This window comes from Falsibacillus albus, assembly GCF_003668575.1.
Lineage (GTDB): Bacteria > Bacillota > Bacilli > Bacillales > DSM-25281 > Falsibacillus > Falsibacillus albus.
In genome coordinates this window covers 11,635-28,638 of sequence record NZ_RCVZ01000025.1, presented here as the reverse complement: position 1 = coordinate 28,638, position 17,004 = coordinate 11,635, and the positions used below count along the sequence as shown (strand labels likewise).

The 17,004-nt window shown below is 43.3% G+C and carries 15 protein-coding genes; 11 read left to right on the top strand and 4 right to left on the bottom strand.

Translation table 11 applies throughout. The features are described 5' to 3' along the window. Positions 1 to 230 precede the first annotated feature (230 nt). Together D9X91_RS21400 and D9X91_RS21395 are read left to right on the top strand one after the other, a co-directional pair. Positions 231 to 1,421: an ornithine--oxo-acid transaminase gene (locus tag D9X91_RS21400; protein ID WP_121682693.1), complete on the top strand. Its 1,191-nt coding sequence runs from the start codon at positions 231 to 233 to the stop codon at positions 1,419 to 1,421. A gap of 51 nt (positions 1,422 to 1,472) precedes the next feature. Next, positions 1,473 to 2,717 (top strand): Glu/Leu/Phe/Val family dehydrogenase, encoded by a 1,245-nt coding sequence (locus D9X91_RS21395; protein ID WP_121682692.1) that lies wholly within the window; start codon positions 1,473 to 1,475, stop codon positions 2,715 to 2,717. A gap of 166 nt (positions 2,718 to 2,883) precedes the next feature. On the opposite strand, the gene D9X91_RS21390 is transcribed toward D9X91_RS21395, so the two are convergent. Continuing rightward, on the bottom strand, positions 2,884 to 3,117 hold the full coding sequence (locus D9X91_RS21390) for a DUF378 domain-containing protein (RefSeq protein ID WP_121682691.1): 234 nt from the start codon (positions 3,115 to 3,117) through the stop codon (positions 2,884 to 2,886). 166 nt (positions 3,118 to 3,283) lie between these two features. On the opposite strand from D9X91_RS21390, the gene D9X91_RS21385 reads away from it, so the two are divergent. From D9X91_RS21385 to D9X91_RS21370, 3 genes are all read left to right on the top strand, one after another. After that, on the top strand, positions 3,284 to 4,447 hold the full coding sequence (locus tag D9X91_RS21385) for an iron-containing alcohol dehydrogenase (protein WP_121682690.1): 1,164 nt from the start codon (positions 3,284 to 3,286) through the stop codon (positions 4,445 to 4,447). Between the two features lie 223 nt (positions 4,448 to 4,670). Next, entirely contained in the window at positions 4,671 to 6,020 is a 1,350-nt protein-coding gene (locus tag D9X91_RS21380) for a glucose-6-phosphate isomerase (RefSeq protein WP_121682689.1), read from the top strand. Between the two features lie 423 nt (positions 6,021 to 6,443). Then, entirely contained in the window at positions 6,444 to 6,845 is a 402-nt protein-coding gene (locus D9X91_RS21370; protein ID WP_121682687.1) for a YugN-like family protein, read from the top strand. On the opposite strand, the gene D9X91_RS21365 is transcribed toward D9X91_RS21370, so the two are convergent. Both D9X91_RS21365 and D9X91_RS21360 read right to left on the bottom strand, forming a co-directional pair. Continuing rightward, on the bottom strand, positions 6,837 to 7,829 hold the full coding sequence (locus tag D9X91_RS21365) for a potassium channel family protein (protein ID WP_233569886.1): 993 nt from the start codon (positions 7,827 to 7,829) through the stop codon (positions 6,837 to 6,839). The two genes, D9X91_RS21370 and D9X91_RS21365, sit on opposite strands and share 9 nt — an antisense overlap. 392 nt (positions 7,830 to 8,221) lie before the next feature. Beyond that, positions 8,222 to 10,741 (bottom strand): endonuclease, encoded by a 2,520-nt coding sequence (locus D9X91_RS21360; protein WP_121682685.1) that lies wholly within the window; start codon positions 10,739 to 10,741, stop codon positions 8,222 to 8,224. A 305-nt stretch (positions 10,742 to 11,046) separates the two neighbouring features. Here D9X91_RS21360 and D9X91_RS22790 point away from each other — a divergent pair, with 305 nt between their 5' ends. Next, a complete protein-coding gene (locus tag D9X91_RS22790; protein WP_199738156.1) occupies positions 11,047 to 11,190 on the top strand; it encodes a hypothetical protein in 144 nt (47 codons plus the stop codon). Between the two features lie 42 nt (positions 11,191 to 11,232). On the opposite strand, the gene D9X91_RS21355 is transcribed toward D9X91_RS22790, so the two are convergent. After that, on the bottom strand, positions 11,233 to 12,726 hold the full coding sequence (locus D9X91_RS21355; RefSeq protein ID WP_158598388.1) for a LuxR C-terminal-related transcriptional regulator: 1,494 nt from the start codon (positions 12,724 to 12,726) through the stop codon (positions 11,233 to 11,235). 196 nt (positions 12,727 to 12,922) lie between these two features. On the opposite strand from D9X91_RS21355, the gene D9X91_RS21350 reads away from it, so the two are divergent. From D9X91_RS21350 to D9X91_RS21330, 5 genes are all read left to right on the top strand, one after another. Next, positions 12,923 to 13,504 (top strand): DUF6230 family protein, encoded by a 582-nt coding sequence (locus tag D9X91_RS21350; protein ID WP_121682683.1) that lies wholly within the window; start codon positions 12,923 to 12,925, stop codon positions 13,502 to 13,504. Positions 13,505 to 13,515: 11 nt separating this feature from the next. After that, the gene (locus D9X91_RS21345) at positions 13,516 to 13,905 is read left to right on the top strand and encodes a DUF6114 domain-containing protein (protein WP_121682682.1); all 390 of its coding nucleotides are present in this window, start codon (positions 13,516 to 13,518) and stop codon (positions 13,903 to 13,905) included. A gap of 4 nt (positions 13,906 to 13,909) precedes the next feature. Continuing rightward, positions 13,910 to 15,151: a hypothetical protein gene (locus D9X91_RS21340; protein WP_121682681.1), complete on the top strand. Its 1,242-nt coding sequence runs from the start codon at positions 13,910 to 13,912 to the stop codon at positions 15,149 to 15,151. 205 nt (positions 15,152 to 15,356) lie between these two features. Beyond that, positions 15,357 to 15,554 carry a cold-shock protein gene (locus D9X91_RS21335; protein ID WP_121682680.1) on the top strand — a complete coding sequence of 66 codons (198 nt, stop codon included), beginning with the start codon at positions 15,357 to 15,359 and terminating at the stop codon, positions 15,552 to 15,554. A gap of 173 nt (positions 15,555 to 15,727) precedes the next feature. Continuing rightward, positions 15,728 to 16,993, top strand: coding sequence for a helix-turn-helix transcriptional regulator (locus D9X91_RS21330; protein WP_121682679.1), 1,266 nt, complete (start codon positions 15,728 to 15,730; stop codon positions 16,991 to 16,993). Positions 16,994 to 17,004: the final 11 nt, after the last annotated feature.

The window sequence follows — 17,004 nt, the reverse complement described above, 5'->3', positions numbered from 1 at the left end:
GGGCGGCCCGGATTACCTGCTCTTGCATATGCAGGCGAAAACAACTTCAGAAATGCTTTAATCGATCGACGTAAAGCGAATAGTACCGATCGATAAATTCAAGGGGCTGGCTTATCGGTCATAGCTTTCCGTGATGAACGTATGATCAATTGACTACGTTTAACAAATCCATTGGAAAGGAAGACTGTAATAGGTCAGCCCTGTCCTAAATAAGAACGGGGGATTTTAAAATGATAAAAACGAATGAAATCATTGATCAAACGGAGCGTTTTGGAGCACCTAATTATCTTCCACTGCCAATCGTCATTTCTGAAGCAGAAGGGGTTTGGGTTAAGGATCCAGAAGGGAATAAGTATATGGATATGCTTAGTGCTTATTCCGCAGTGAATCAAGGGCATCGCCATCCAAAAATCATCCAGGCACTGAAAGACCAGGCAGACCGCGTTACATTGACCTCCCGAGCCTTCCACAACGATCAGCTGGGACCTTGGTATGAAAAGATTTGCAAGCTTACCAATAAAGAAATGGCCCTTCCGATGAATACGGGGGCAGAAGCAGTTGAGACTGCCATCAAAGCAGCGAGGCGCTGGGGATATGATGTAAAAGGCATCCCTGATAATCAGGCTGAAGTGATTGCCTGCGTAGGCAATTTCCATGGCCGTACGATGACGGCAGTGTCCTTGTCGTCCGAGGAAGAATATAAACGTGGATTTGGACCTATGCTTCCTGGAATCAAATTAATTCCATATGGTGATCTGGATGCATTGAAAGAAGCGATTACTCCGAATACAGCAGCATTTTTGATCGAACCGATTCAAGGAGAAGCTGGAATTGTCATGCCTGAAGAAGGCTTCTTGAAAGCAGCGTTTGAAGAGTGCAAAGAAAATAATGTGCTTTTTATTGCGGATGAAATTCAGGCTGGCCTTTGTCGATCAGGGAAAATGTTTGCATGTGAGTGGGAAGGTGTTAATCCCGACATGTATATTTTAGGAAAGGCTTTAGGCGGCGGCGTTTTCCCGATTTCATGTGTTGTGGCAGACAAGAACATATTGAATGTATTCAATCCAGGTTCACATGGCTCTACTTTTGGTGGAAATCCGATGGCATGCGCGGTTTCTGTGGCTGCATTGGATGTGCTTGTGGATGAGAAGCTTGCAGAGCGCTCCCTGGAACTCGGTGAATATTTCATGGGCAAATTGAAAGAAATCGATAATCCAGCCATCAAAGAAGTCAGGGGAAGAGGTCTTTTTATCGGGGTCGAATTGAATGAGCCTGCTCGAAAACACTGTGAAGCGCTAAAAGAACAAGGTCTCCTTTGTAAAGAAACACATGATACAGTCATTCGATTTGCACCGCCATTGGTTATTTCCAAAGAAGAGCTTGATTGGGCGATTGAACGTATTAATAAAGTGCTTTCATAATGGTACAATAGACAGCGTCAACTGATTACACAATAAAGAGGCGAATAATGAATGGAAGAGAATTTGAATTTATTTACTTCAACTCAAGAAGTGATTAAAGAAGCATTAACGAAGCTCGGCTATGAAAATGATCTATTTGAATTGCTGAAAGAACCTTTGCGGATGTTGACTGTCCGCATCCCCGTAAGAATGGACGATGGTACCATCAGAGTATTTACAGGCTACCGCGCCCAGCATAATGATGCGGTCGGGCCGACTAAAGGAGGGGTAAGATTTCACCCCGAGGTCGATGAAGAAGAAGTAAAGGCTCTTTCCATGTGGATGAGTTTAAAGTGCGGCATCGTCGATTTGCCGTATGGTGGTGGAAAAGGCGGGATTATTTGCGATCCCAGAACCATGTCCATGAGTGAAATCGAAAGGCTGAGCCGTGGATATGTGCGGGCCATCAGCCAAATCGTCGGGCCAACAAAGGACATTCCGGCTCCGGATGTTTATACGAACTCCCAGATCATGGCATGGATGATGGATGAATACAGCCGACTTCGCGAATACGATTCTCCAGGATTCATTACCGGTAAGCCAATTGCTTTAGGTGGATCTCAAGGACGTGAAAAAGCAACAGCGCAAGGGGTAACCATTTGCATAGAAGAGGCGGCCAAGAAAAAAGGCATTGATATTAAAGGCGCACGTGTCGTCATCCAAGGTTTCGGAAATGCCGGGAGCTTCCTGGCAAAATTCATGAACGATGCAGGTGCCAAAGTGGTCGGGATATCAGACGCATATGGCGGGCTGCATGATCCGAACGGCTTGGATATCGATTATTTGCTTGATCGCAGGGATAGTTTCGGAACCGTGACGACTCTATTTGAGAATACCATTTCCAATCATGAACTTCTTGAAATCAATTGTGATATTTTGGTCCCGGCAGCTGTTTCCAACCAAATTACAGCCGACAACGCCAATAACATCAAAGCTTCTATTGTTGTAGAGGCCGCAAATGGACCTACTACATTGGAAGCGACCAAAATATTGACAGACCGCGGCATTCTGCTAGTCCCCGATGTGTTGGCGAGTGCAGGCGGTGTAACGGTTTCCTACTTCGAATGGGTTCAGAACAATCAAGGATACTACTGGACCGAAGAGGAAGTGAATGAAAAACTGAGAAAGAAAATAGTGGATTCGTTTAACAATGTATACCAGACTGCTGAAAATCGCAGAATTAATATGCGCTTGGCAGCCTATATGGTCGGAGCGAGAAAAATGGCCGAAGCCTCAAGATACAGAGGCTGGGTATAAGAAAAGCGGAACCGGCTTGATCAAAGGCGAAGAGAAGGGAAAATCAGAATTCGAAATTTCCTTGGACCAAAGAACTGCAAAGTTGAAAATAAGATAAGGGACGTACCGTCAGTGCCAGGCACTGACGGTACATCCCTTTTTATTGTCATTGATTGGTTTAAATTGTTTAGCGTGTAGTACGTGCTTCTGGTTCACGCTCAAGCTCTTCATTCGGCTTAAATAATAGACCAAGGTTGATAAGCCCGGCAATTCCCACTAAGCCATAAATGATACGAGAAAGTGCAGCACCTTGACCACCGAAGATAGCTGCTACCAAGTCAAATTGGAAAAATCCAATTAATCCCCAGTTGATCGCTCCGATTATGGTAAGTACTAGTGCTATACGTTGAATTCCACTCATGATGATTTCCTCCTTATCAAATAGCTACGTCTTTAGATTTCGACGAGCTTAATTAAATTATTCATCATTAGGATTCGATTTATTCAAAATATAGAGTATGATTGAGCATCTTTTTTGCAAAAGCTATGGCTGTGATTAATAATGGGGAACAAGGAGGGATTTTTAAATGAATCAATTTACATTTTACAACCCAACAAAATTAATTTTTGGAAAAGATCAGTTAGGCGAATTAAAAAATGAATTGCCCCAATATGGAAATAAAGTTCTTTTAGTATACGGCGGCGGAAGCATCAAAAGAAGCGGTCTATACGATCAAGTCATTTCGACATTGAAGGAAATGGATGCAGAAGTATTCGAGCTAGCCGGGGTTGAACCGAACCCGCGTGTTTCTACAGCACGAAAAGGCGTTGAAATCTGCAAAAATGAAGGGATCGATGTACTTTTGGCGGTTGGCGGCGGAAGCGTCATCGACTGCACAAAGCTGATTGCAGCGGGAGCTAAATACGACGGCGATCCTTGGGATTTAGTTACGAAGAAGGCAATTGCCAAAGAAGCACTTCCGTTTGGTACAGTGTTGACATTGGCTGCCACTGGGTCGGAAATGAACGCAGGATCCGTTATCACAAACTGGGAGACGAATGAAAAGTATGGCTGGGGAAGTCCTGCAACATTCCCTAAGTTCTCGATCCTCGATCCTCAAAACACGTTCACAGTGCCTAAAGACCACACCATTTATGGAATGGTCGATATGATGTCACACGTTTTTGAACAATACTTCAATAATGCGGACAATACACCGGTCCAGGACCGTATGTGTGAAGGCGTCCTGAACACTGTGAAGGAAACGGCTCCTAAAATGGTCGAAGATCTTGAAAATTATGAACTGCGCGAAACGATTCTTTATGCAGGAAATATCGCCTTGAATGGAATGCTCCAAATGGGCTACCGCGGCGACTGGGCGACGCACAACATAGAACATGCTGTATCTGCCGTCTACGATATCCCGCATGCCGGGGGATTGGCCATCCTATTCCCGAACTGGATGAAGCATAATCTGAAAGTGGACCCAGCAAGATTCAAACAGCTTGCCGTTAATGTTTTCGGCGTCGATTCTGAAGGAAAAAGCGATGAAGAAGCAGGGTTGGAAGGAATCGAGAAACTCCGTGAATTCTGGAGCTCCATCGGCGCACCATCCCGTCTGGCTGACTATGACATCGATGACAGCAGACTGGATGAAATTGCTGATAAGGCAATGGCAAACGGCGAATTCGGCAACTTCACGAAGCTGAACCGAGACGACGTGTTGGCCATTTTGCGTGCATCATTATAAGCAGCATCAAGGAAATGCCCTGTGAAAATTTGGGCATTTCCTTCTTTTTATTGTAAAAGCAAATTTGTAGAAATCATGGCAATAAATACAATATTTGCTTCAAGAGAACGCAGCTCAAAAAAAATTCTTATTGGATACGCTTACAATATAAGCGATTTCTTGATTATCAATTCAGCTTCAGCTAAAGTGATAACAGACAACTAATTAAACGGAGGAAATGAACATGACACATATTAAGTTTGATTATTCCAAAGCTCTTTCGTTTTTTGGCGAACATGAACTTACATATTTACGTGATGCAGTGAAGGTCGCTCATCATTCCCTGCACGAAAAAACGGGTGCAGGAAGTGACTTTTTAGGATGGGTCGATCTTCCGGTTGATTACGACAAAGAAGAATTCTCCCGCATCCAGAAAGCTTCTGAGAAAATCAAAAGTGATTCCGATATCCTGCTGGTAATCGGAATCGGCGGTTCATATCTCGGAGCCCGTGCAGCGATTGAAATGCTGAACCACAGTTTTTACAATACTCTTGCAAAAGAAGATCGCAAAACACCGCAAGTCTTCTTTGTCGGGAATAACATCAGCTCCACATATATGAAGGACTTGATGGACGTGTTGAAAGAGAAGGATTTCTCAATCAATGTCATTTCCAAATCAGGGACGACTACGGAACCTGCCTTGGCCTTCCGCATTTTCCGCAAACTGCTTGAAGAAAAGTATGGGAAGGAAGAGGCGAAGAGCCGCATTTACGCTACAACAGATAAAGCAAAAGGTGCATTGAAAACATTGGCTACCGAAGAAGGGTATGAGTCTTTTGTGATTCCTGACGATGTCGGTGGACGGTATTCTGTACTTACTGCTGTCGGTCTTCTTCCGATTGCCGTGAGCGGTGTGAGCATCGAAGAGATGATGAAAGGCGCTGAGAAGGCACGCGAGGATTTCAGCCACTCAGAGCTTGAAGAAAACCTTGCATACCAATATGCAGCTGTCAGAAATGTCCTTTATAATAAAGGAAAAACGATCGAGATGCTTATTAACTATGAACCAGGGTTGCAATACTTCGCTGAATGGTGGAAGCAATTATTCGGCGAGAGTGAAGGAAAAGACCAAAAAGGCATTTATCCTTCCTCTGCGAACTTTTCAACGGACCTACATTCCCTTGGACAATATGTTCAAGAAGGGCGCAGGGATCTGTTTGAAACAATCGTCAAAGTCAAGGATGCCCGCCATGAAATCACGATCGAAGAAGAAAGCAATGATCTTGATGGCTTGAATTATTTGGCTGGTGAAACTGTGGATTTCGTCAACAACAAAGCATTTGAAGGCACTCTTCTTGCCCATACAGACGGTGGTGTTCCGAACCTTGTCGTTGAAATCCCGGCAATGGATGCCTATACGTTTGGATACTTGGTATATTTCTTCGAGAAAGCTTGTGCCTTAAGCGGATACCTGCTCGGTGTAAATCCGTTTGATCAACCAGGTGTTGAAGCATATAAAGTGAATATGTTTGCATTATTAGGAAAGCCTGGATTCGAAGAGAAGAAAGCAGAATTGGAAAAAAGATTGAAATAATGAACATTGAGCCAGCCCCGGTGCATATGCCCGGGGCTGGCTTTTTTGATTTAATGGGAAGTGATTTTCTAAAAAGAGGGGAAATGAGATGGTTTATGTCGAATGGCCGATATATTTCATTTTTGACCGATAAAAGGGGGAAATCGACCGATATATTAAAATTTAGACCGATATCATTGTTGCTCTATGCCGCTGGACGTGTGAAATGACCAAACTTGAAAATTTATCTGCCGATTGCTTCAGGATTGCAGCTGATTTTTAAAAATATCAGCCAAAAATAACAGGATATCAGCCAATCGACATCGAGCGACAAATTCCGCGCCCCCTCAAGCTACCGCTTTTCTTATTTTCCATCAATGATTGCGAATAGCCGATGCATTCCTTTGAAAAGCTAAGAAATAAAAGCTAAAGGAGATGCAGTGCATGATTGAGATTGATTCAAATATTGAAGGCAAACATTATCAATTATATAAGCTTGAGCAGTTGATGAAGCCGCTTGGCTATGATATCGGCGGCAACTGGGATTATGATCATGGCTATTTTGATTATAAGATCGACGATGAGGTAGGCTATCAATTTTTGCGCGTTCCATTTACTGCGGTTGACGGACAGCTGGATTCGCAGGGCGTCACCGTAAAATTAGGGAAGCCGTATCTGCTTTCCCATAAATATCAGCGGGGGCTGGATGACCATGCGAATATATTCAATGTGTCCGCTTCATTCAACCAATTCCAGGAGCCGGTGGACAAGGATGCCAGTTTTCCAAAGCAATATATTCAAGTTGGCAAAGATTTAGTGAAGGAATTGGAACAGACGCTAATCTGAAACGACAAGCAGATGGTCCCCGGCATGAAGCATTTCGTCCGAGGGCGGGTTAATTTTCGTTTCTTCCTCTCTCTTGATTCCCAAAAGCAAGATTTTATGTTGCAGCAGATGGGAGCTGATTTGGATGAATGTTTTTCCTTCCCATTGAGGATCCAATTCAATGAACCGCAAATTGCTTCCTTTTAATTGATTCAATAATGTCAGCAATGTAGTGGACATCCCATGGGAGATCAAGCTGTTCATCATCACGTAGCTGGTTTGCTTGTTCGTCTGGATGACTTCGTCCGCCCCAGCACGTTTGGCATTTTTGACTTGCTCCGAAGTCAGGATTTCCACGACGCAATAAAGGTCCGGTTTCATCCCTTTGGCAGCCAACAAGGTGAGAATGGAATTCATGTCTGCTTGGATTTCATTGGTGTTTTGGTCCGCTGTTATCAACAGCAGGCTGGAGTCGTGGATTTTTGCTTTCTCCATGACTGTATCGATATAGGGCTTTCCCTTAATGAAGTGGACCTGTGGCTGCTGGAAAGGATTCTCTCCCAGTGAGTCATCGATGAGGACGACTTGCCGGCCGTTTTTCATTTTTAATAGTTGATTGATAATTTCACGTGAACGCTCATTCCATCCGACGATGATCATTTGATTGCTCCCCACAAACTCAGTCATTCCTTTTTTTAGTGAATTTTGAGTATTCACTGTTGCCGCAGCCAGCGTCACAAAATACGTCGACAGGAATCCGGCGCCTAGCAAAATCAGCAGCATACCTGTGATTCTTCCATATGTTGTATGAGGAGTGTAATCTCCATAACCAACCGTTGAAGCAGTGATGATTGCCCACCAAACCCCATCGAAAAAAGTGGGGAAGGTCTTCGGCTCAATCATATGAATGGCAAAGCCAAACAGAAGAATGGAAGCCAGTGCCATGCTGAAGACTCTCCAGATGAGCGGCCAGCGCAAAAAATGCTGATAAAGTTGTGCACTCAAAAAATCAGCCCCTGTCTTTTTATCGCATTGACCATTATTCCCAAATGTAGATGGATTCATAACGGGAGGCGGTCAATATCAATTTAAAAGGGGCGGGACAAAAGTGTTTTAGTCGAAGAAATACCCGAACTATAATCCGAAATCTTTCCTTAGACTTCGGATTGGTTCGGGTTTTTCAATGTTAAAGCGTGTTTGTTGTTTTTAGCATATTCTAGCTGTTGATTGGAGTGCAAGACGAACTTCGCATTTTCTTCGTGCGCAGTGATTTCAAGCAAGCTGATTCAATGTCCAGCGGGTAAAGCGAAACAGGTGAGACCCCGCAGGAGCGCAGGGACGAGAAAGCTCACCTGCCGCCCGCGGAAATCAACAGCGGTATTTAATAAAGAAAATTATTAAAGCGATTTAAGCAATGACAATAAATAAAGGACAATTTCACGCGGGCTGTAGCCGTGACTGTGCATGTATTTCAGCAAATCGCCGATATGCCTTGCATCCATTTTAACAGTCAAGGTGAATTCCTTTTCGGAAATGTTCCCCGCATTGTCCTTAGCGGACACTTTGATGGTGTGATCACCCAATGATAATGAAAGGGGCTCGATGTTGATTGGATTGGCAATTTCCTTTCCATCCAATGAAACAGTGATGCTATCGACGCCGCTTTGGTCATCCGAAGCTGTTGCTTCTTGACTGAAGCCCTCATACGGATAGATCGCTAAATCAGTCAAGTCGTTGATGACAGGTGCAGTCGTATCTGCCAATTCAAAATCATCCAGGCTTAGCGGCTTTAATTGATAAGTCCCTTTGAATACAGAGGAGATTCCTGAAATATTGATATAATCCCCATTTTTGTAGGATTGAAGGAGTTCATCCAATGAAACGCCGGTACGGCTATCCACTCTTACCAGCGTGCTGGAGCCATCATCCGAAACGACATTGAATTGAAATGTTCCGCCTGCTGATTCCGGGAGGTCTGAAATTTGAACATTCTCCAATTTTACATACTGACCCTGATTGGAATCATCAATGGCAGGAACCGTCTTGGCTGATGGTAAATCTGCAGTTCCTTCTTTCTCAACATTGATTAAATCTGATAGTTCCAGTTCTCCGTTATATAAAGAGGTAGTACCCGTCAACTTCACCTTGTCCCCCTTATGGAAGCCGCTTCCCTGCTGGAATACATAGATTCCGCCAGTTTCATCCTGGAGATAGAAGCCTTGTCCCCCGAAGACGCCGGGTTCGGATGTGATGACGCCATCCACTGTAACCAAGCCATTTGGAGAGGCTGCCCTTGCATCGCCGATCGAAATTTGATCGGGTAGCTGCGGCCCTTGCTCATCCGGAAGCGGTTCTGCAGGAACGTCATCGATGGTGACCGTTTCGGTAACCACACTTTTGGAGCCGGATTTAAGCCTTAAGTTGGCATTCCCGGCGACACCATCTTTCACTCTGACAGTCAAATCTTTAAACGCATGTCCATCTTTGTCAGCAGTGACAGAGAATTCCTCACTGTAGCCATAAGTGGTCGGCCATGGAGCGCTTTCATCAAGCTTGAATTCCCCGATTTGACTCCCGCCATCCAGGTACATTCCTACCTTCAACCCTGAAACCGTTTCGTTTGGCTGCAGGTTATCAAGCGATACGCGGATTTGGAATTCCTCTGCATTTGGCAGTACACTTTGATGAACAAATGAGTAGGCAGGCTGTGTAGCTACCTTTGTTGAACCATATGATCCCGCTGCAAAGGTGGATGGATCGTACCATTTATATCCTGCATCAGGTGCTGCCCATGGTTCAGCTTGAGGTTCCGTTGAATTTTCCGGTGTTTCAAAAGCAAGCAGCTTTGTCGGCTGATCCAGGGTCAAGCCATCAACTTGATCGAAGCCGGTGTAATCTTCTTTAGTGGAAAGCCAGTTCATTAAATTGACTAACAGCGTCCCGTCGTTTTGTTCCTTGAAGCCGTCATATGTCGTTTTTGTCGAGCCGTTTTCTTCGCGCAAGTATTTAGGTGAAGCATCCTCGACTGGGGAAGAATCACCGATGAATGCCGCTTTTCCTTTTCCGACTTTGGAAATTGCCACAAATGGACCTTCATCGACGCCGCCGCCGGCATAGACCCCTTGGTCCACGGCATAACCCCAGCTAACATCTGTTTTCGGCAAGTAAACAATTCCCTTTGCCTTCGCCGGGTCAGTAATCGCCAATGTCGAACCCGCATGCATGGCAACCGTGCTTACACCTTCTGTGATCCCGAAGGACTGATCCGGTGCAACGATGTTGTTCGCCGTGATGTCACCAAGCGCGTTGTAGCGGAAGCGGATGCCGAAGTTATCGGATAGCCAGTCGGAGCTTGTCACATTTTGCATCGCAGCTGAATTCGCTTCTTCCGTCGACATTCCTTTCGCAGGGTTGTCCCAGGCACCACGTCGATACCCGTTAAAAACTTCTGATGCATCCCAGCGGTTTTTGTTGCGGTCAGCATTGTAGTGATCGGCAATGAAGAATATGCTTCCGCCCTGCTCCACGTAGTCAAGCATCGCCTGCTGTTCCGATGCTTTATAAGGGATATTCGCCTCCCCGATGACAAATGCATCGTATTCCTTCAGGTCATCCAGCGTGATCGGATTGGATTTCCGCAGTTCCTTGACATAATAGCCCTTGCCGGCCAAAGCGTTACCGAAGTCTGAAAAGCCGCCGTTGATCACCCAGTCGGCAGCCCCCGCTGTCTGGCCGTGGGTATTGTCAAATAAAATTTTCTTTCCATTCGCTGTTACAGTCGGATTTATGTAAGGTGCCGGATCTGCAGGTGTTTCCGCATGAGTGGTATGAATGGATGCAAACGTCGAAAATGGTACGATCAAAGATGAAGCCAATACTATCTTGGAAAGTTTTCTCAATAATTTTTTATTTTCCATTTTTTCAAAATCCCTCCTTTACTCCGAATATACTACAAATGTTGACATGTAAAAATAGGTCATATAGCCCTTTCACCAAAACTTTACAGCCGCTTTACAAAAGATACATTTAAGTACATTAATAGCTTATTGCAGTTAATCAAAGATGAAGTAAGGTTGGTTTCTGCTTAAGGGTACTCTCCTTACTGGTTGCGGGCGGTGAGCCTTACAGTAAAAAAATCAACTTTTGAAAAAGTCATAAAGAATAATTCAAATAAAAAAGAAAAAAATAGGATAGCCATCACCAATCAAAAGGAGAGATCAGAATGAAAGGAAAGGATGAACCTAAATTCGCACCAGGGATGGACGATGACGAAGAGCTGCGGCAGGACGCCAATGAGGAAGAAGTGGAAAAGGGTGATTATACAGAAGTCACAACATTAGCCTTGGATGAAGTAGATCCAAGCTGAACATGAAAGAAGGGGAATGGCTCAACAGCCATTCCCCTTCTTTCATATGATTTTCATTTTAATCGCTTTGACAGCGGCTTCTGTCCTGTTTCTGGCATCCATCTTTTGAATGATGGATGAAACATAGTCTCTAACTGTGTAGCTGCTGAGGTCCAATGCTTCTGCCGTTTCGTTGATGGATTCACCCATGGAAATGTGCCTGAGCACATCTTTTTCACGAGGTGTCAAAAGGGCATGGCCAATGGAAAATTCCTTGAGTGCATCCTCCCAATATTGATAAAGCAGTTCACCGGCGTATTGACCGAACTTGATCAATGTGGACATGGTCTGTGTCGAGACCAAAAATTCAGAACGTTCTCCCTGGTCCAACAGGGCAACCCCGATCAATTTATTGTAGGTCGGGACATAGATCGGAACGACGACTAAAGATTTCAATTGGTAGGACTGAATGTATTTTTCAGGCAACACTTCTGAGGCATCGGAAATGTAGATGGGTTTTGAATTTGAAAGCAGGGAAAAATATTTCTTCAATAATGGAAATTGGTGAATGTTTTCCCTGATTTGCTCGATTGATCGCGGTTCCAGGTTATAACCGAACACGCCAATTCCTCTTTCATCATTGGGGGAGTATATGAATAGCCCACATCGCTTAAAGGGCATATAATCAACCAGGCCTTGCGAAATGGCTTCGACCGCTTCACGGGAGCTGCTCGTATGCAGCAGCCTTTGCAAGTATAATAGAGCGGCATCCTTCCATTCCAATTCGGATCTCAAATGGTTAAGTTTGATTTGCCGTAAATACATACTCCTGAACCAATCGCGCTGCTGGTCGGTGACTGCTGCTTCCACCGGCATGAACAGTAGTAAATGGTCATTCATGCAAGGGATGTGGACCATCTTCCCTTCCTCTTTTGAATCCGTCAATAATCTGCCGAGTGCAAGGGTAAGATCGCTTAGTTGTTTTCCCTTCAGCCCTTCGCAAATATGGATGAGCTGATCTTGGGTACCGCTACTCTCTCTACAAACGACCCGATGAACACAGTACTCCCCTTGTTGATGATGGACGATCGACATCCAGTGGATCGGAAAGATTTTAGTCGAAAGCATGAGATTCAGCCACTTTTCAGATTGCAATTCAAGCTGGTTCGTCATCAGCACCTGGTCGGTCATCCGTGAAAAGATGGACTGGATGGCTTGATGGTCGAGTAAGTTCGCCTTATGCTTGGCCAAAATATCGTGAAATGTATTTTCAATGATCGTGATGATAAAGATTGCATCCCCATCATTCTCTAATACAGGAAATCGTTTATTCCACTCGGTTGCCATAGAGAGCGTAAACTGATCGATGGAAATCGACTCATTTCCTCCTGCTACCTCGTAGCCGATTTGAATCATCTGGTCAAATTGTTGAAGAAGCTCAAATTTTCGATTGATGAGCTCTTTCTTAACTAACCTCCATTCCAAGTGAAATTCCTTTTCATATGTTAACAGCAGTTCCATGCCCCTTGAAAATAACTCCTTGATTTTATTTTCCACGTTCTCTCCCTCCATTAAAATAATTTGTAATATTATTCGGAATTAACAAAAAAATTATGGGTATTCTTATTCAAAATACCCGACATTTGAGGGGGTAATCCAGTTTAGCCGATAATTTTCGTAATTGTTGAGGGAGAAAGCTTCCTCTACGATTGAAGAAGATACTATTAAATTTGAAAACTGAGAGGTGTTTAAGTTGAGGGAGAAAAGGCAGTCTGTGCAAGTTAAGGGGAAAACAAATAAAAAAGTATTTTGGACTTCATTCATTTCAGGAATCATGCTTTTAGCCGTCCTGCTCGTATCGATCGGTCTGTCAGGTGTGGCATATGCAGTCCCATTGGCTGGTGTGGGGGATTTTTATGTTGAGTTTGACAAACTGGAAGGAACGGGATATACGTTTTATCCGAAAATGGGTGAAACAAGCAGCGAAGCATCCGCTCCGGAAGGTACGAACCTCATAGACAAGCTGACGATAACAAATCTTAAGCTTTATAAAGATTTCAAGGTTGGCGACCAGTGGATCAGGGTAAAGATTACCGCTTCAAAACCTGTACAAATAACAGGTCTTCAGCAGGATGCCAGCTTGATTCAGGCAAATGCCCAATTCAGCGACTTGGTCTTGAAAGAAAACTACAGCAATGATTGGACGAAGCAATTCAAGCAAACCTCTTCAAAAATCACCTTGGGGAGCGCAAAATTGAAAACGCATTATTTATTCCAGAAGACCATTAATATGAATGGGATGAAGTTAACGGTTGAAAAAATAGATAAAAAATAGGAGTGATTCAAATGAGGTTTAAATCTTGGAGGCAATCGAGGCCGTTATGGGGATCCGTCATAACCATTATTAGTGGCTTGATGATTTTGTGGGTACCCTTAAATCTATATTTGAGTACATTTCTCCCGGGTTCCATCGCCGTGATCGGTTTACTGTTTGGCGGACTTATTACGATGATTGGCCTGCTGGCACTATTTTTCCCTCAGTCAGCAAAGATCTTAGGCATTTTTACGATGTTTTTATCTGTTTTATCCGTCATTGGCGCCTTGGGTGGATTCTTGGTCGGTACCATTTTCGGATTGATAGGCGGCTCTGCTTTGATTGCTTGGAGAATGGGATCAACAGATCCTGATGAAGATGATTCTGTTCATGTAACCGAAGACCCAGTAAGAGCAGGTTGATGGGATGAAAACAAAGAAAATTTTGAAACCGATTCCAATCATCCTTGTTTTGCAAATCATCTTATTTATCTCAGTGCCGGGGTCTGGTGCAAATGCCTCAGCAAAACAAGATACGGATGGCTTCATCATCCAGGCGGATCAAGTCGTTGGAAAGAATATGATGGCTACAATCATCAATCAAGAAACATCCCTTCACAAAAAAGAAACGATGCTTCGCATTCATTATGATCAAGCTACCATTTATGGCATGAGGTTGACGAAGGAATTTAATACACCAACCGGCCCAGTCAGCATCACGATGAAAGCGGATGGTCCTGTCACGATCCAGGATATGACCGTTGATGCCAGCGCGCTGTCCTTCAAGGGGGCGTGTATTCGTGCATCGACACTTGTCCCCGATCCAGGTTTGAAGGATGTCGTGATGGTGGCACACCATATGAGTTCCAGCCATAGTGATTTAGGAAAGCTGCTGCTCGAAACCACAAGGGGCTACAAAGCGCCAAAAAAACCGGATAAATTGAGCTTGTTGAAGGACATTGGGCTGCTGCCATTAAATCAACTGAACGAAGAAATCGCCAACATCAAGGATGGAAATTTACCCTTGACATGTGATGAGAGCAGTAAAAACGAAAATAAATCGGGAAGCAGTGCAGGAAAAACGTTGGAAGATGCGATAGGGAAAGCAGCAAATCCAACAAAGGAGCTTCAAGATACGGTCGATAAGGTGGGAAAAACAGTCGGGGATGTATCTAAGCCGCTGAAGGACGTGATCGATTCAACGACGAAACCATTGAAGGATACTGTCGGTGCGGTCACGAAACCGTTGAAGGATGCGGCAGATTCAGTGACAGGTGCTGTAGATGATGCAACAAAGCCTGTCAAAAAAACAGTTAAGGATGCCACGCAGACCAAGGTCGTTAAAAACACAACTAAACAAGTGGATCATACCTTGACTGAAACGTGTGATCAATTGGGCAGGGCTGATGGTAAAGTAACAAAAGAAGTGGGTCTTGAGCTTGTCGATCAGGCTCTTAAAACGCATCAGCCCTTGACGAAATTATGTTCCGACAAAGCAAGCACACAGAACTTAGTGGATCAACTTCAAGATAATCTGCTCGATGACCTGGGCTTATCCTCCTTATTGGGAATGGGCGGTAATCACGATCAATACGATGAAGCCTTTCTAAAAGAATTAAAAAGCCAACTGTTGAAGAAAAAAGATGGAGAAATCATTGCTGGGGGATGAACTGGATGGATGGAAATAGTAGGAAAGTTTCAATTGGAATTTCCAGTTTAAATTATCTTGTTTTTCAATATAGTCGATGATATAGTTATGTTAATTATTTTTGTTCAGAATAAAAACTGATAGATGAATTATCGTCTTGAAAGGGTTATTTTGGAGCATTAATGGTAATAATTAGTGGGAATACCCACACAGGAGGAAAATATTCATGTTACAAGGTAAAGTTAAATGGTTTAATGCAGAAAAAGGTTTCGGTTTCATCGAAGTTGAAGGTCAAGACGATGTATTCGTACACTTCTCAGCTATCCAAGGTGAAGGATTCAAAACTCTAGAAGAAGGTCAAACAGTTTCTTTCGAAATCGAGCAAGGCGCTCGCGGACCTCAAGCTACTAACGTTCAAAAGTAATGATTAGTGGATACAAAAGACCCTGATTTCAGGGTCTTTTTTTATTTTGTGATTTTTCCAAGGCTGCTTTATTTCATCGAGTAGCTGTATTGTTCTGATAGACCATTCGACTCATAGGAAAATGAATCAATTTTTGTATAATAAAAGAAAATTCAAAAAACGAGGTGTGTGGAATGTCGGTTGGGTCCCAAATCAAATTCATTCGAATGAGAAGACAAATGACCCAGACTGAGCTGGCAAACGGAATTATATCCGTTTCATACTTATCTAAAATTGAAAATAATCAATTGGATCCAAGCAAGGAGATCGTCAATCTTTTATTCGAAAGATTGGGGTTGATTGAAAGCATCACGTGGGATGATCACCTTGGAGAAGATCTTCTGCAGTTTTACGATAGTTTGTTAAAAAGAGATTTTACTAAGGCAGACAAGCTGTTTGAACGAATAAGCAGCCATTCCATCTTCCAAGCTGGAGAATCCGAAAAGATATTCTTTAAGTTGTTGAGCATGCATTATTTGACTCTCAAAAATGAAACAAAGAAACTCAACGAACTGGTGATGCACATTGCCCCTTACTATGAAACCTTCACATTAGAAAATAAATACTTCTTTCACAAATATAAAGGTGATATCCACTACGACCAGAAGGATTTTGCTGAAGCGCTTAAATCCTATAAAACCTCAAAAGAATTCTTAGCTCAAATATCTGTGAACCAATTGGAAAAAGCTGATTTTTATTACGGAATCGCGCTATGTTATTCAAGACTGTTAAACGATGACCTCTCCATTGAATATGGAAAGACTTCCCTTGCCCTCTTTCAATCCACCTACCAGTTGGAGCGGTGCGCCAATTGTCATATTTTATTGGGAATCTGCTACCGGAGACAAATGAAGTACGATATGGCGCTGCAGTCCTTTCATATTGCCAGGGAAGTAAGCAAAACCATACAATATTCAGAAATTAGAGGAACAATCGAACATAATCTAGGAACATTGAAGTCGATCATTGGGAATGTGGAAGAGGCAGTCAGCCACTATAAATTGAGCCTCCATTTTAAAAAGAATGATTCCAATTTGAGCAAAATCATTACCATTCATTCACTGGTTAAAGTTTATCATGAAGATAAAAGGATTGAAGAAGCTAAAGAGTGGCTGGAGAAGGGGTGGGAGCTGATCAGGCCGGATAAAGAAAAGTTGCACCGATTTTATTTATCTTTCTATGTATATGAAAATATATTGTTCGGATACCGTGATGACTTTGATTCATTCATGAAAAATGAAGTGCTTCCATTCTTTGAAAAGGAAGGTGACCTCAAACAGCTTTGCATCTTCATCGGGATTTTGGCAGACTATTATAATGGAGCAAAAAAATACAAATCAGCCGCATATTATTACTCCTCGGCTAATAAATATTATCAAAGGTTATTAAGCTTATCATAATAAGGGGAGTA

Bases quoted from the DNA above. Each gene is read 5' to 3' on its own strand.
- D9X91_RS21360 (WP_121682685.1), bottom strand. From the start codon at position 10,741: ATGGAAAATAAAAAATTATTGAGAAAACTTTCCAAGATAGTATTGGCT.
- D9X91_RS21395 (WP_121682692.1), top strand. From the start codon at position 1,473: ATGGAAGAGAATTTGAATTTATTTACTTCAACTCAAGAAGTGATTAAA.
- D9X91_RS21400 (WP_121682693.1), top strand. From the start codon at position 231: ATGATAAAAACGAATGAAATCATTGATCAAACGGAGCGTTTTGGAGCA.
- D9X91_RS22790 (WP_199738156.1), top strand. From the start codon at position 11,047: ATGAAAGGAAAGGATGAACCTAAATTCGCACCAGGGATGGACGATGAC.
- D9X91_RS21335 (WP_121682680.1), top strand. From the start codon at position 15,357: ATGTTACAAGGTAAAGTTAAATGGTTTAATGCAGAAAAAGGTTTCGGT.
- D9X91_RS21345 (WP_121682682.1), top strand. From the start codon at position 13,516: ATGAGGTTTAAATCTTGGAGGCAATCGAGGCCGTTATGGGGATCCGTC.
- D9X91_RS21340 (WP_121682681.1), top strand. From the start codon at position 13,910: ATGAAAACAAAGAAAATTTTGAAACCGATTCCAATCATCCTTGTTTTG.
- D9X91_RS21330 (WP_121682679.1), top strand. From the start codon at position 15,728: ATGTCGGTTGGGTCCCAAATCAAATTCATTCGAATGAGAAGACAAATG.
- D9X91_RS21370 (WP_121682687.1), top strand. From the start codon at position 6,444: ATGATTGAGATTGATTCAAATATTGAAGGCAAACATTATCAATTATAT.
- D9X91_RS21380 (WP_121682689.1), top strand. From the start codon at position 4,671: ATGACACATATTAAGTTTGATTATTCCAAAGCTCTTTCGTTTTTTGGC.
- D9X91_RS21385 (WP_121682690.1), top strand. From the start codon at position 3,284: ATGAATCAATTTACATTTTACAACCCAACAAAATTAATTTTTGGAAAA.
- D9X91_RS21390 (WP_121682691.1), bottom strand. From the start codon at position 3,117: ATGAGTGGAATTCAACGTATAGCACTAGTACTTACCATAATCGGAGCG.